12 protein-coding genes are annotated in these 13,847 nt (G+C 67.6%); 8 read left to right on the forward strand and 4 right to left on the reverse strand.

Annotated features, from left to right (window positions below):
* The first annotated feature begins 26 nt into the window (after nt 1–26).
* A complete protein-coding gene (locus ACW9UR_RS04605; RefSeq protein ID WP_458915738.1) occupies nt 27–1,487 on the forward strand; it encodes a sulfatase-like hydrolase/transferase in 1,461 nt (486 codons plus the stop codon).
* A 3-nt stretch (nt 1,488–1,490) separates the two neighbouring features.
* On the opposite strand, the gene ACW9UR_RS04610 is transcribed toward ACW9UR_RS04605, so the two are convergent.
* The 3 genes from ACW9UR_RS04610 to ACW9UR_RS04620 all read right to left on the reverse strand — a co-directional run bounded on the left by ACW9UR_RS04610 (nt 1,491) and on the right by ACW9UR_RS04620 (nt 6,353).
* Nucleotides 1,491–2,393: a LysR family transcriptional regulator gene (locus tag ACW9UR_RS04610; RefSeq protein WP_458915739.1), complete on the reverse strand. Its 903-nt coding sequence runs from the start codon at nt 2,391–2,393 to the stop codon at nt 1,491–1,493.
* Nucleotides 2,394–2,553: 160 nt separating this feature from the next.
* Nucleotides 2,554–4,311: a hydantoinase B/oxoprolinase family protein gene (locus ACW9UR_RS04615; protein WP_458915740.1), complete on the reverse strand. Its 1,758-nt coding sequence runs from the start codon at nt 4,309–4,311 to the stop codon at nt 2,554–2,556.
* Nucleotides 4,308–6,353 carry a hydantoinase/oxoprolinase family protein gene (locus ACW9UR_RS04620; RefSeq protein ID WP_458915741.1) on the reverse strand — a complete coding sequence of 682 codons (2,046 nt, stop codon included), beginning with the start codon at nt 6,351–6,353 and terminating at the stop codon, nt 4,308–4,310. The genes ACW9UR_RS04615 and ACW9UR_RS04620 overlap by 4 nt, the downstream gene beginning before the upstream one ends.
* A 121-nt stretch (nt 6,354–6,474) precedes the next feature.
* On the opposite strand from ACW9UR_RS04620, the gene ACW9UR_RS04625 reads away from it, so the two are divergent.
* From ACW9UR_RS04625 to ACW9UR_RS04655, 7 genes are all read left to right on the forward strand, one after another.
* The gene (locus ACW9UR_RS04625; protein ID WP_458915742.1) at nt 6,475–7,857 is read left to right on the forward strand and encodes a hypothetical protein; all 1,383 of its coding nucleotides are present in this window, start codon (nt 6,475–6,477) and stop codon (nt 7,855–7,857) included.
* Nucleotides 7,858–7,952: 95 nt separating this feature from the next.
* Entirely contained in the window at nt 7,953–9,236 is a 1,284-nt protein-coding gene (locus tag ACW9UR_RS04630) for an ABC transporter substrate-binding protein (protein ID WP_458915743.1), read from the forward strand.
* Nucleotides 9,237–9,240: 4 nt separating this feature from the next.
* Nucleotides 9,241–10,041 carry a class I SAM-dependent methyltransferase gene (locus ACW9UR_RS04635; protein ID WP_458915744.1) on the forward strand — a complete coding sequence of 267 codons (801 nt, stop codon included), beginning with the start codon at nt 9,241–9,243 and terminating at the stop codon, nt 10,039–10,041.
* Between the two features lie 17 nt (nt 10,042–10,058).
* Nucleotides 10,059–10,985, forward strand: a complete 927-nt coding sequence (locus tag ACW9UR_RS04640; protein WP_458915746.1) for a branched-chain amino acid ABC transporter permease — start codon at nt 10,059–10,061, stop codon at nt 10,983–10,985.
* Nucleotides 10,982–11,929 carry a branched-chain amino acid ABC transporter permease gene (locus ACW9UR_RS04645; protein ID WP_458915747.1) on the forward strand — a complete coding sequence of 316 codons (948 nt, stop codon included), beginning with the start codon at nt 10,982–10,984 and terminating at the stop codon, nt 11,927–11,929. Before ACW9UR_RS04640 ends, ACW9UR_RS04645 begins: the two co-directional genes overlap by 4 nt.
* Nucleotides 11,926–12,633 (forward strand): ABC transporter ATP-binding protein, encoded by a 708-nt coding sequence (locus tag ACW9UR_RS04650; protein WP_458915748.1) that lies wholly within the window; start codon nt 11,926–11,928, stop codon nt 12,631–12,633. The genes ACW9UR_RS04645 and ACW9UR_RS04650 overlap by 4 nt, the downstream gene beginning before the upstream one ends.
* Entirely contained in the window at nt 12,633–13,328 is a 696-nt protein-coding gene (locus ACW9UR_RS04655) for an ABC transporter ATP-binding protein (protein ID WP_458915749.1), read from the forward strand. The genes ACW9UR_RS04650 and ACW9UR_RS04655 overlap by 1 nt, the downstream gene beginning before the upstream one ends.
* Here ACW9UR_RS04655 and ACW9UR_RS04660 read toward each other — a convergent pair.
* A complete protein-coding gene (locus ACW9UR_RS04660) occupies nt 13,325–13,753 on the reverse strand; it encodes a MarR family winged helix-turn-helix transcriptional regulator (protein WP_458915750.1) in 429 nt (142 codons plus the stop codon). The two genes, ACW9UR_RS04655 and ACW9UR_RS04660, sit on opposite strands and share 4 nt — an antisense overlap.
* Nucleotides 13,754–13,847: the final 94 nt, after the last annotated feature.

Consider the following 13,847-nt stretch of genomic DNA (forward strand, 5'->3'; position numbering starts at 1 on the left):
CAAGACTGTTTAGCGAGGTACTTCAAATGCGCCGACCCAACGTTCTGCTGGTGACCGCCGACCAGTGGCCCGGCGCGCTTCTGGGCTGCGCGGGACGCGAGGATATCGACACGCCGACGCTGGACCGGATCGCGGCGAACGGCACCCGGTTTCCGAACGCACATTCCGAATGCCCGATCTGCATCCCCGCGCGGCGTAGCCTGATGACCGGAACCTCTCCGCGCGTGCATGGCGACCGCGTGTTTCAGCCCGCGCTGGAGAAGCCCGATCTGCCGCACCTTGCGCAAGTGTTCCGCGACGCGGGCTATCAGACCGGCGCGGTCGGCAAGCTGCATGTCTATCCGCCGCGCGACCGGATCGGTTTCGAGGAGGTCGTCAGCTTCGAGGAAGGCCGCCCGCAGTTGGGCGGGCCGGACGACTGGGAGATCTGGCTCTCGGACCGGGGGCAGGCCGGGCTGGGTTATGCGCATGGCATGTCGAACAACGGCTACGAGGTCCGGCCCTGGCACCTGGCCGAGGACATGCATCCTACCGTCTGGCAGTCGCGGCAGATGTGCCGGATGATTCAGCGGCGCGACACGACGCGGCCTCAGTTCCTGTACCTGTCCTTCAACTTCCCGCATCCGCCCATCGTGCCGCCGCAGTCTTATCTGTCGATGTACGCAGGCCGCGAGATGCGCCCGGCGGTGCAGGGCGACTGGACGGGGGATCTGCCCCCGGCGCTGGACCGCGTGCGGCGCTCTTGGCCCGAGTTGTCCGCCGAACGGCTGGCTGAGGTGCGCCGGGCCTTCCATGCGCAGTGCACGCTGATCGATCACCAGTTGCGGATGGTGATCGGCACGCTGCGCGAACAAGAAATGCTGGATGACACGGTGGTCCTGTTCACCAGTGACCACGGCGACATGCTGGGCGATCACGGGCTCTTTGCCAAACGCGTGATGCTGGCGGGCTCGGTCGGCGTGCCGATGTTGCTGATGGGGCGCGAGGGATGCGAGAGGGTGGCGCAGGGCGTCGATGATCGGCTGGCCTGCATGGCCGACGTGATGCCGACGCTGCTTGACCTCGCGGGGCTGCCGGTGCCGGAAAGCTGCACCGGGCGCTCGCTTCTGTCTGCGTCGCGCGAGACGCTCTATTGCGAGGCGTTGGAAGGGCAGACCGCGATGCGGATGCTGACCGACGGGCGTTGGAAGCTGATCTGGTACCCGGCGGGCAATCGTTTCCAACTTTTCGACCGGCAGAACGATCCGGACGAGGTTCGGGACCTGTCAGCCCTGGCCGAGCATGCCGGGACGCTGGCGCGCCTCAAGGCGGCTCTGGCCGCCGAGCTCTACGGCGAGGATCTGGATTGGGTCCGCGATGGCGAACTTGTGGGGCTGGAGGCCGAGCCGGTCTCGGGCGGGCCGGGGCGCGATCTGAACGGTCAGCGCGGGTTGCACTATCCGCAGCCGCCGAAAGGCGATCCGGGCAAGGTGGTCGGTGCGCCCTGACGCCTAGCTGACTGCGCCTTGCCCGGCGATGATCTCTTCGACCAGCGCGACCATCCGTTCGCCTGCGGGCATCAACGGGCTGTCACGGCGCCAGGTGACGCCGCCCTCGCGCATCGGCATGTCGTCCGTGGTCGCCACCGGCGCTATCTCGGGATAGGCGAGGGTGTGGGTCCGCGACAGGAACCCGAGCATCCGGCTGTGGCGCAGGATGTTCGACATCGCCCGGACCGAGTTCGTCTCGACCGCCGGGATCGGCATCTGAACGCCGGCCTTGCCAAAAAGCCGCCGCAGAAGCTGCCGCCCGAACGTCGAATCCTGGGTCATGACCCAGGGTTCCTCGGCCAGCTGTTCCAGCGTCTTGGGTGGCCCCTGATGAATCGGATGGTCGGTGCGGGCGATAACCAGCATCGCCTCCTGGAGCAGGATCCGGGTTTCATAGGCTGCGCCGAAGTGCGGGTCGGCGACCGAGGCGAAAAACATGTCCAGTTCGCCCGCATCGAGCCGCGCGCGCAGATCGTCGTTGAGCCCGACGACAAGCTGGATACGCAAACCCGGCTGTTCCTCGTGCATCCGCGCAACGGCAATCGGCAGCAACTCGTGAATCCAGTCGGGGCCGGTGCCGACCCTCAGCACCCCGCCCGAGCCGGTGCGCAGCGCGTCGATCCCCGCGGTCAGTTCCTCGGTGTTCTTTTCCAGTGTGCGCGCGTAGTCCAGCAGCAACTCGCCATAGGGCGTGATGTTGAGCGGCCGTGTCGAACGGTCGAAAAGCTGCACGCCCAGCTGTTTCTCGAGCTTGCCGATCGCCTGCGTCAGCGCTGGCTGCGAGACGCCCAGAAGCTGCGCCGCCGCCGTGAGATTGCGGGTCGAGCAGACCGCCTGGAATTGCGGAAGGCCGGTCAGTTTCACGCGCCGCCCCCTTTCGCGGGTGCGCTGGTATCGATCTGTCTGTCGCCCACGGGGCCTCGCCGATTTGTGCGTGCGGGACGCTGTTTACACCAGTTTCGCGCGAAGTCCCAACCGCAAACCGCTGTTTCGACTGCAACTGTGGTCGGACGGATCTCTTCGCTCATGGTTTCGCTGCCCGCAGGCTGGCCCGCAGCGCCTCGGTCGCGGCGGTGTCCGGCACCGGCGGCGTGCCGGTCAGCACGACGCCGAACAGGGTCTCGACTTGCGCGGCGCTGTAGCGTTCCAATGCCACGTCCTCGGCCACGCGCATCGGGTCTCGCGTCAGGGGATCGCCGTATCCGCCGCCTCCGGGCGTCTCAACGTGAACCCGGTCGCCCGGGGAAAGTGGGATGTCCTGTTCCTTCGACAGATGTGGCGGGACATGGGCCTCGCCACCGCGCCAGACCGTCACCCGGTTCGTCGCGCCATCCTGCCCGCCGAGCGCGCCTTGCGGGCCGAAACGCCCGTGGTCCATGACGAAGCTCGCCTGAGCATTGCCGCGCCGCAGTTCGACCTCGTAGTCCAGCCCGAACCCGCCTCGGTGCCTGCCAGCCCCGCCGGAGCCCTCGCGCAGGGCATAGCGGCGGTAGAGTACCGGGAAGGCCTGTTCCATGATCTCTACCGGCGGAGCCTTTGAGATACCGATGGTCGAACAGCCGTTGCTGAGCCCGTCGTGGTCCGCATTGCCGCCGTAGCCGCCGCCCGACAGCTGGTACATCACGAAGTCGCGGCCCCGTGCCGGGTCGTAGCCGCCGAGCGCGAAGTTGCCGCTGGTCCCGGCGGGGGCGGCGGTAACGCGGTCGGGCAGGGCCTGGACCAGCGCGGCGAAGACCGCCTCGGCGATGCGCTGGCTGACCTCCGCCGCGCAGCCCGAGACCGGGCGAGGGTAACGGGCGTCAAGGAATGTGCCCTCGATGCCGGTGACATGCAGCGGCTCGAACGCCCCGGCGCTGATCGGCACCTGCGGGAAGATGTGCCGCATCGCGAGGTAGACCGAGCTGAGCGTCGTTGCCCGGACCGAGTTCATCGGTCCCGCGCAGGGCACGGCGGAGCCGGTGAAGTCGAAGGTCAGCCCGTCGGCGTCTCGGGTGACCGCCAGCCGGATTGCCAAAGGCGCGTCCACCACGCCATCGCTGTCGATCCAGGCGGTGGATTCGAAGCGGCCCTCGGGGATCTGCGCGATGCAGGCGCGCATTTGTTGGGCGGCGCGTGTCCGAAGCTCGGCTATCGCCTCGGTCACGGTGGCGTCGCCGTAGCGGTCCATCAGCGCGGCCAGCCGCTCGGCCCCGACCTCCAGCGCGGCGGCCTGCGCCTGCACATCGCCGATGCGCTGGTCGGCGACGCGGATGTTGGAGCAGATGACGGCGTAGAGTTCCCTGTCCAACTGCCCCTGTTTGAACAAGCGAACCGGGGGCAGGCGCAGTCCCTCCTGCTCGACCGCCGTGGCAGAGGCCGAGAACCCGCCTGGCACCGCGCCGCCCGTGTCGGGCCAGTGGCCGGTGTTGGAGAGCCAGCAGTAGAGTTTGCTTCCGCGATAGAACGGCCGGGCGAAGCGCACGTCCATCAGGTGCGTGCCGCCCAGGTAGGGGTCGTTGACGATGTAGACGTCGCCGGGCTGAGGCGCGGCAGCGCTGCCATCGTCGATCATGCGGATCAGGGTACGGGTGGACTCCTGCATCGTGCCGACAAAGACCGGAAGCCCGCCCGCGCCTTGTGCAATAAGCGCGCCGTCCACGGCGTCATAGATCCCGTCCGAGCGGTCGTTGGCCTCGGCGATGACCGGCGAGAAGGCCGCGCGCGAAAAGGCCAGGTCCATCTCGTCGCAGACCTGTTGCAGCCCGGCCTGGATGACGGAAAGGGTGATCGGGTCGAGGCTCATTGCGCGCCTCCGATGGTGATGAGCAGGTTGCCCTGTGCGTCGGTCTCGGCCCGGTCGCCGGGCGGGATCAGTAGGGTGGTGTCCATCTGCTCGACCACGGCGGGGCCGGTCAGCACGGCATCGGCAGGCATGTGGTCGCGCCAGTAGACGGGCGTGTCGTGCCATTGCCCGACAAAGCGCACGGGGCGTATCGCGGTACGAGCGTCGTCGAGCGTCGCACGCCGCCCGGCGGGATCGATCAGCGCCGATAGGTCCGGCTCGGCCCGCGTGCCGATCACCGAGCAGTTGGCATTCACGACCGTGGCGCGGATCTCGGGCAGGCGGACGCGGAAGCGCTGCCAGTAGGCCTGCTCGAACAGGGTCTGCAATTCGTCCGGCGTCACGTCGGAGCGGTCGAGGTCTACGCGCAGCAGGTGGGTCTGGCCGATGAACTGCATGTCGACGCTGTAGATTTCACGCCGGGCGCGGATCTCGACGGTTTCCGCGTCGACCAGGCGGTGGCCCTCGGCAGCCTGCGCGGCGAAGACCTGCGCCAGCCGGTCCGGTTCGAGCGCGGAGACGGGGGTGTTGACGGTGCGTACGAAGTCGTGGCGCAAGTCGGCGACGACGCAGCCGATGGCGTTGGTGATGCCGGGCCTGCCGGGGATCAACACGCGCGGAATGCTCATTTCGCAAGCGAGGTCGCAGGCGTGCAATGGCCCCGCGCCACCGAAGGCGAAGAGCGCGAAGTCGCGCGGATCCGCGCCAAGCGACAGGGAGACCATGCGGATCGCGCCGGCCATTGTGGTGTTGGCCATGCGCAGCACTGCCTCGGCCGCGCCCGCGGCGTCGAGGCCGAGCGAGGTGCCCAGCTTCGCGAACGCAGGTTCGACCGCCGCGCCATTGCCGCCCGCGAACCGGCCGGCGTCGAGCCGCCCGAGCAGCAGGTTCGCGTCCGAGATCGTCGGTTCCGTCCCGCCGCGCCCGTAGCAGATGGGCCCCGGCGCCGCGCCCGCGCTCTCGGGGCCGACCTGCAGCAGCCCCGCCTCGGTTACGCGGGCAATCGAGCCGCCGCCCGCGCCGACCGTACGCACGTCGACCATCGGGACGTGGATCGGCATGGCGTATTCGAGCTCGATCTCGTTCGAGACCGAGGGCTGGGCGCCGCGGATCAGCGCCACGTCGGTCGAGGTGCCGCCCATGTCGTAGGTGATCAGGTTCGGGCATCCCGCGCGTTTGCCGATGTGTGCCGCAGCCATCACGCCCGAAGCGGGGCCGGACATGACCGTCTTGGCGGCCTCGTCCGCGACGCGCGCCGCCGAGACCATGCCGCCGTTGCCGTTCATTACCAGCACGTCGCCGCGATAGCCGCCACCCGCCAGTTCCTCGCGCAGACGGCGGACATAACGGGCCAGAAGCGGCTGCACGCTGGCGTTCACAGCGGCGGTTACGCCACGCTCGAATTCCCGGCTTTCCGAGAGCAGCGCGTGGCCGAGCGTGATGTGGTCGTTTGGCCAGATCGTGCGCAATAATTCCCCGGCGCGGCGCTCGTGCGCGGGGTTGGCGTAGGCGTGCAGGAAGTGCACCACGACCGAGATGCAGCCCGCGTGCAGCAGGCGCTGCCCGGCCGCCAGCACAGCGTCCTCGTCCAGTGGGATTACGATCTGCCCGGCGGCGTCCGTCCGCTCCGGCACCTCCAGCCGAAGGTTGCGTGGGATGACCGGCGTGAAGCTGCCGGTCATGCCATAGGCCTGCGGGCGGGTGCGGCGGCCAAGCTCCAGCACGTCGCGGAACCCCTGCGTGGTGATCAGGCCCGTGGGGCTGAGCTTGCGTTCAAGCACCGCGTTGGTCGTCGTCGTGGTGCCGTGCACGATCAGGTCGAGCCCGGCCAGTGAGACCCCGGCGGCTTCGAGCGCGCCCATTACCCCGAAGGCTTGGTTTTCGGGGGTGCTGGGCACCTTGGCGATGCGCACCTGGCCCGTCGCCTGGTCGAGCTCGACCAGGTCGGTGAAGGTGCCGCCCACGTCGACGCCGACCACCAGTCCGGAAGGCGTCTGAGTCATCGGCGGGCTCCGGTGAAAACTTGTTGGTGTGCAAATGATTTTCCGTTGATGGTGCGCTTGTCAACGATCCCGCGACCTGGTGACGGCTTTCCTCGGTGGCCAGAATTGTTAGATTGCGCGCATGAATTCGCTTCGCGCCTTGCCCCCGTTGCTGCTGTTGCCTGCCGGGCCGGCGTGGGGTCACGCGTCGGATCAGAGCTTCGTCCTGTTGCTGCCGACGGAGGTCTATATCTCGGCCGGAGTGGCGGCAGTGGTGGCGACGGTGCTGCTGCTTTCGGTGCTGCCCGCGCGGTTGGCCGAGGGTCTGTTCCGGCCCCTGCCGCTGGTTCGTGCGCGGCCGAGGGGCAGGGTGTCCGCCAGTTGTTTCTCGTTCCTGCTGCTGGTTCTGCTGATCGGAGCGGGGGTGCTGGGCACCCGCGATCCGCTGGAGAACCCGCTTCCGCTCGCGGTCTGGACCTTCTGGTGGATCGGCATGGTGGCGGCGCAAGGGCTGCTCGGGAACCATTGGTCGTGGACGAACCCGTGGACCGGGCCGCTGGCAATCAGCCGCGCGCTTGCAGGGCGACGCCCGATGCTGCGCTATCCGCGTAGGCTGGGTTATGCGCCCGCGATTGCCGCCTTCCTGGCCTTTGTCGCCGTGCTTCTGGCGCATCCCGCGCCCTCGGACCCGGCGATCCTGGCGCGGATGGTCGCTGTCTACTGGATGTGGGGGTACCTCGGCGGTCTGATCTTCGGCCCGATCTGGTTGCTTCGCGGCGAGGGGCTGACGGTGATGATGCGCGCCTATGCCCGGATGGGTCTGCTGGGGTTGCACCGGGGGCGGCTGGCCTTGGGCCTGAACGGCTGGCAGGCATTGCGGGGCAGGGTGGTTCCCATGGGAATGGCCTTGTTCGCTCTGCTGATGCTGGGCGGCGGCAGTTTCGACGGGCTGAACGAGACCTTCTGGTGGTTCGGCCTGATCGGGGTGAACCCCCTGGAGTATCCCGGGCGCTCCGAGGTGGTTGTACCGACCCTTCTGGGCCTATTGCTGGCCAATCTCGCGCTGATCGTGGGCTTCGCTGTCTGCGTTCGCGCCGGACTAGTGCTGGCGCGCTCGGGAATGGCGCTCGGGTACGCGTTTCGGCTGTTTGCACCCTCGATCCTGCCCATCGCGCTGGGCTATCACATCGCGCACTACCTGACAGCCTTTCTGGTGGACGGTCAGTACCTGCTGGCCTGGGCGACCGATCCGCTGCATCGCGGTTGGGACCTGCTGGGCCTGGGACCGCATCCGGTCTCGACCGGGTTCCTGAACCGGCAGGATACGGTGCGGGTGATCTTTCTGGCGCAGGCGGGGGCGGTCGTCGCAGGCCACGTGCTGGCGATCCTGATGGCTCACGCGCTAGCGGTCCGGGCCTTCGGCGACAGCCGCCGCGCCGCGCTGAGTCAGGCACCACTGGCCGCGTTCATGGTGCTATACACGTTGTTCGGGCTTTGGCTGCTGGCCTCTCCGCGTGCGGGGTGAACGTCTAGAAAGCCGTGGACAAGCCCACACGGCGTTCTGCAAACTGGAAACGCGGATGCGGGGTTTCCCCGCTACGACCTACGGGAGAGACCGAGATGACCACGAAACCGAACCTGCCGACCCGGCGTGGCGCGCTGAAAACCCTTGCCGCCGGCGCAGGCGCCGCCAGCCTTCCGCTCTGGTCGCGCTATGCGCAGGCGCAGACCTCCGAGCCGATCCGCATCGGCTTCCAGGTCCACCGCACCGGCATCGGCGCGGCATACGGCCGCTGGTACGACCGCACCACGCAGGCCGCCGTCAAGCTGATCAACGAGGCCGGCGGTATCAACGGTCGTCAGGTCGAGATCGTCGCCGAGGATGACGGTACCGACGCCAAGCGCGGTGCCGAGGTGGTCGAGAAACTCGCGACCCAGCACAATTGTGACGTCGGGTTCGGGACGCTCTTCAGTCATGTCGTGATCGGCTCGGCCCCCCGCGCCGGAGAACTGAAACTGCCCTATTTCGTTGTATCCGAGGGACATCACGTCGCCAGCGGCATGCTGAACCGCTGGACGCTCCAGCCCGGCATCACCGATGTAAAAAGCCAGGTACAGGCGATGGCGCCCTTCGTGGGCGACAACCTCGGCAAGAAGGTCACTATGATCTTCCCCGATTTCGCCTTCGGCCACGACCACCGCGATTACTTCACCGCCGCGATCGAGGCGCAGGGCGGCCAGGTGCTGGAGCACATCGCCATCCCGCCGACCGAGACCAGCTTTACAAAATACTTCCCGCGCATCCCGCGCGAGACCGAGGTCGTCTATCACGTCATGGTCGGCCCCGCGGTGCTGACCTTCGTCAAGGAGCTCGGCGAGTTCTTCGGCCCGTCCCGGCCGGAGATCTTCGGCTTCATCGACAGCCTCGAGGCTGTGAGCCTTGCCAGCCCGGGCCTCGAATTCCTCGAAGGCACCTACTTTTGGGAGGGGAACCCGCGCTACGCGCAGGCCGACCAGAGCAGCCACGACAAGTTCTTCCGCGAGCAGGTCGGGGTGGACGAGAACGGCGCCTCGGTCAGCGATCCGGACGACGTATCGACCTATGCCCACATGTTCGGCTGCTGGGAGACGCTTTACGTCATCAAGAAGGGCATGGAGACCTGCGGCTACCAGGGGCCGGCGGAACGCGCCGCGCTAGTCGAGGCCGTTGAGGGCATCGGCGACATGGAGCTTTCGGACCAGCACCCGCAGGGCGCCAAGCGGTTCAACGGCAAGACGCACCAGGTCTTCGGACACCAGTACATCAGCCAGGTGCAGGAGGGGAAACTGATCAAGGTGCACACCACCTCGATCGAGGACACACTCTACCCGGACGAGGTGGACTACACCACGCAGTCGCTCTAGCCGCATGGGGCAGGGCGCATCGCACGACAGCTGGTCCGAGGGCGAAAGCTATGACGCGTACATGGGGCGCTGGAGCCGCCGCGTCGCTGCGCGGTTCCTCGACTGGCTGGACCAGCCGCCGGGGCTCGACTGGCTCGACCTCGGCTGCGGCACCGGCGCGCTGAGCGCGGCTGTGCTGGAGCGCGCCGCCCCTGCCTCGGTGCTGGGCGTCGATCCCTCGGCAGGGTTCGTCGCCCATGCGTCGGCCAGCATCGACGATCCTCGCGCGCGCTTCGCGGTGGGAGATGCAAACTCGCTGCCGCTGGGCGAGGACACGGTGGATGTTGCCGTGTCAGGGCTGGCGCTGAACTTCATACCCGACCGACCCGCGGCGCTCGCAACTCTGGGCGGCGCGGTGCGGCCCGGCGGCACCGTGGCCTGCTATGTCTGGGATTACCCGGGGCAGGGTATGGGCATGATCTCGGCTTTCTGGCGTGAGGCGGCCAGGCTGGACGCGCGCGCTGGCGAACTGGACGAGGCGCAGCGCTTTCCCCATGCCACCCGCCGGGACTTGATGCAGGATTTCACGAACGCCGGGCTTGAAGGCGCCGACAGCACGGCCATCGAGATCGAGACTGTGTTCGATGATTTCGACGCCTACTGGCGCCCTTTCACCCTGGGCGCCGGTCCCGCGCCGGGCTACCTGGCCTCCTTGCCCGCCGACGAGGCTGACACGTTGCGCGAAGCGGTCAGGGCGACGCTTGGCGGGGGTCCGATTACCATGACAGCACGCGCATGGGCGATCCGCGCGCAGGTCGCCGGCTGAGGGGGAAGACGCGCCGCATGGAATTTGGACCCTATCTTCTTCTCGCCTCGCTGGAAGGCGCGGTGACAGCCGCTGTGCTGGCGCTGACCGCTGTGGGCCTGAGCCTGGTCTTTGGCGTCATGCGCGTCGTTAACGTCGCGCATGGCGAGTTCTTCATGCTGGGCGCCGTTCTGGCCTGGTGGATCGCCACCACCGTCGGCGGGCACCCGGCGCTGGGCTTCGCCGTGGCGCTTGTGGTGGCGCCGCTGCTCGTCGGCGCGTTGGCCGCGCTTGCGGACATGACAGTGCTGAAGCGCGTGGACTATGACCCCGAGCGAACCATCGTCGCCACCATCGGTCTGCTCTACATCATCCAGCAGGCGACGCTGATGACCTATGGCCCCGAGGCGCGGCCGGTCGAGCCGCCCTTCAATCACCGCCTCGCGATCCCCTGGATCGAGAAGGTCGAGGGCAGCTGGCAGTTCTATTATCCGTGGGGCCTCAGCACGACCAGCTACAAGCTGGCGGTGATCGGGGCTGCTGTCGTGGTGCTGCTGGGTGTTTGGGCCCTGTTGGCGCGTACCAGGATCGGGCTGGTGATGCGGGCGACGCAGCTTGATCGCGACATGGCGACAGCCTTCGGCATCCCGGTGGAGCGTGTTTATGCACTGGTGTTCGGCCTTGGCGCGGCGCTGGCGGCGCTGGGCGCGGTACTGGTCGTGCCGATCCAGCAGGCGCATTACCTGATGGGGGGCGATCCGCTTCTGCTGTCCTTCATCGTCGTCATCATCGGCGGGCTCGGCAGTCTGCCGGGCACGGTGGCGGCGGCGGTGCTGATCGGGCTGAGCGACGGGATCATCTCGGTCTTCTTCTCGCCGACGCTGGCCAAGATCATCGCGACGCTGCTGGTGGCGTTGGTGCTCGTGTTCCGGCCGCAGGGCCTGTTCGGGACCCGCGCCGCATGAACGAGGGGGTCGCAAAGTCCGCCGCGCTGCATGTCGGCCTTATCGTCGTGCTGGCGGCGATCCAGTTCGTCCTGCCCGAGTATCACCAGGGGAACCTCGCGCGGATCATGGTGCTGGCGGGTTATGCCGCCGGGTACAACATCCTGTTCGGATATACCGGGCTGCTGAGCCTCGGCCACGCGTTGTTCTTCGCGGCCGGCATGTATGGCATGGGCCTGTCGATCCGGTTGCTCGACTGGGCACCGGCGCCGGCGTTGCTGGCAGGGCTGGGTGCCGGGGTCGTGGTGTCGTTGGTGATCGGCGTGCTGGCGCTGCGCACGGCGGGTGTCGCCTTCATGATCGTCACGCTGATGTTCGCGCAGGCCGGCTATCTGACGATCCTGCTGATGGGCGAGTACACCCGCGGCGACGAGGGCTTCGTCATCGGGCAGGCTCAGCGGGTGATGTGGGGGATCGACCTAAGCGACCCGGTCAACCGCTACTACGCCGCGCTGATCCTGTTCTCCGCCTGCCTGCTGATCACCCTGCGCCTGATGCGCACCCGCTTCGGCCGCGCCCTGATCGCGATCCGCGAGAACGAGGAACGGGCGCGGATGCTGGGCTATGACGTGGTGCGGCTCAAACTGGGTGCGGTGGTGATCTCGGGCACGATGTCGGCGGCCTCGGGTGCGGCCTATGGGCTGCTCTTCGGTTATGCCGGGGCCAGTTTCGCCAGCGTTCAGTATTCGATCTTCCCGCTGCTCTGGGTACTTCTGGGCGGCGCAGGCACGGCGCTCGGCCCGTTCATCGGTACGCTCTTCATGTTCTACCTGATCGACCTCTCCAGCGGGCTGACCACCGCCTACATGCTGGTCGCGGGCGTGGTTCTGGTGCTGGTGACGCTGTTCGCGCCACAGGGCCTTGCCGGGGAACTGCGCCGCCGCGCCTGGGGGTGGCTGCCATGAGCCTTCTGCGCACGCGGGGCCTCACCAAGCAGTTCAACGGGCTGCACGCGGTCGAGGACGTGGATTTCGATCTGCCGGAAGGCGAGGTGCGGGCGCTGATCGGGCCGAACGGGGCGGGCAAGACCACCTTCGTCTCGATGCTCTGCGGGCGGATCTGGCCGACGCGCGGCACGGTGGAATTCGCGGGCCGCGATGTCTCGGCCTTGCCCGCGCACAAGCGGATCGCGCTGGGGATGGCCTACACGTTCCAGATCACTTCGGTCTTCCCGCGCCTGATGGTGGCCGAGAATGTGGGCCTGGCCGCGCGCCGTGTCCGGCTGGAGGGCGAAGCGATGCGGGTCGCACAGGCGCTGGATCGCGTCGGGCTGGGCGCGCATCCGAAGGTGTTGGCGGGGGATCTGAGCTACGGCCACCAGCGTCTGCTGGAGATCGCAATGGGGCTGGCGCAGGAGCCGCGCCTGCTGATCCTCGATGAACCCACTCAGGGCCTGACCGACGCCGAGATCGATGCCTTCAAGACGTTGGTGCGCGAACTGAAGGCCGAGACCACCATCCTGCTGATCGAGCACAACATGAGTGTCGTCATGGACGTCGCTGACAGCGTTACCGTTCTGGATTTCGGAAAGGTGCTCGCCGAAGGCCCGCCCGAGGCGATCCGCGCCGATAAGGCCGTGCAGGCTGCCTATCTGGGAGCGCCCGCCTGATGCTGGAACTTCAGGGCGTGGGGGCCGGATACGGGCAGGCGCAGGTGCTGCGGGATCTGTCGCTGACCGTTCGCGGCGGGGAGATCCTCTGTCTTCTGGGCCGCAACGGTGCTGGCAAGACGACGACGATGAAGGCGGTCATGGGGCTGCTGCCGCTTATGTCCGGCAAGGTACTGCTGGATGGGGTCGAGGTCAGCGCTCTGCCGCCGCACCAAGTACCGCAACAGGGGCTGGGCTATATCCCTCAGGGCCGCCGCCTGTTCGGCGAGTTGACCGTCGCGCAGAATCTTGAGGTCGGACTGATGGCGCGTGGCGCTGGGGCCGAGGTGCGCGAGCAGGTGCTAGACCTGTTTCCGCGCCTGCGCGAACGGCTGAAGCAGCGGGCGCAGACGCTGTCGGGGGGCGAGCAGCAGATGCTGGCGACGGCCCGCGCTTTGTGCCTGTCGCCCAAGGCATTGCTGCTGGACGAGCCGACCGAGGGGCTGCAACCCTCGATGATCGACGCGATCCGGCAGGTGATCGTACAGATGCGCGATCGCGGCGTCGCGGTGCTGTTGGTGGAGCAGCGGGTCGACGCGGTGCTCTCGGTCGCGGACCGTGTGGCATTTCTTGAGAATGGACGCCTTGCGCAAGTGATGCCCGCCTTGGACCTGCGCGCCGACCATGCGGTGATCGACCGCTACCTGGGCGTCTAGACCAGCTTCCTGAGCAATTGAAGAAACCGCCGTTGCTCGGACCTGGTCAGCGGGGCCAGGGTGCGCGCGGTGATCTCGGTGGCCTGGATCGAAAGCTCATCGAAGAGCTGGCGGCCCTCTTCCGTTGGGGCAAGGTGGACCCGCCGCATGTCCTCGGGGTCGGGGCAGGCCGAGACCAGGCCCCGGCCGCGCAGCCGGTCCACGACGCCCTTGATCGTCGCTGCATCCATCGCGGTGGCCCGCCCCAGCGCGTTCTGAGAGGTTTGCCCCAACTCGCACAGCTTCGCCAGCGCGGCAAACTGGGTCGGTGTCAGCTCCGGTATGCCCTCAGCGAAGATGCCCACGTGCCGCTGTTGAACGCGTCGCAGAATGAAGCCGACCTGGTCGTCCAGCCGGTAGCCCGTGGCGGTCTCGTCTTCGGACATCGCTCTTGCCTCTTTGGGATCGTTGACAGGTCAAGAAACCTGTCGCACCATCGTTTGTATACGAACAAATTCCGTGGTCCAACTGCGGGGAGGT

The sequence above is a fragment of the Halovulum sp. GXIMD14794 genome (assembly GCF_054457455.1).